This is a genomic window from Enterococcus sp. HMSC061C05 (assembly GCF_001814765.1).
In the GTDB taxonomy this organism is placed as follows: Bacteria; Bacillota; Bacilli; order Lactobacillales; family Enterococcaceae; genus Enterococcus_B; species Enterococcus_B lactis.
Genome location: NZ_KV817753.1, coordinates 1 through 477 on the forward strand (window position 1 = coordinate 1; position 477 = coordinate 477).

The 477-nt window shown below is 36.5% G+C and carries 1 protein-coding gene; it reads right to left on the reverse strand.

All coding sequences use genetic code 11. From position 1 onward, the window contains the following. Nucleotides 1-163 precede the first annotated feature (163 nt). Nucleotides 164-477 (reverse strand): hypothetical protein (locus HMPREF2988_RS10605; RefSeq protein WP_083314641.1); only part of this gene is annotated, 314 nt, incomplete at its 5' end.

The following is a 477-nucleotide window of genomic DNA, read 5'->3' on the forward strand; positions in this document are numbered from 1 at the left end:
TTCTAAAACTGCCTCCTGATGACTATTTAGCCCGTCATATTCTTCTTCCTTGAAAAAAGCATAAGTGAATGGGATTCGATTACGTTCCAAATAAAAATCAATACTTTCTTTTTCTAATAGTTCCATCTTCTCTCTCCTTTTCCAGTTCACTATATGGAATAATTCAATCCAATACCAGTGTAGCATCGAAAACAGTAAATCGATTTCTCTTTTCGTCATACACTGACCACACATAAGCGCCATCCCAATAACGACCATTATTATAATAATTCGTAAATTCATTATTCCAAAGGTAAATATGCAGATGATCTTTATCTGGGAAAAGACGATCATTCAACTGGTTAAATTCTTCTTCCGTTCCTGCCGCTCCTTGAGGCGCATCAAGAAAAGAAGTCCGATAGATACTATCCTCAGCCCAGAATGATTCAGGCGTGATTCTTTTCGCCCTCATCATTTCTTTATTCACATAAATAGGAT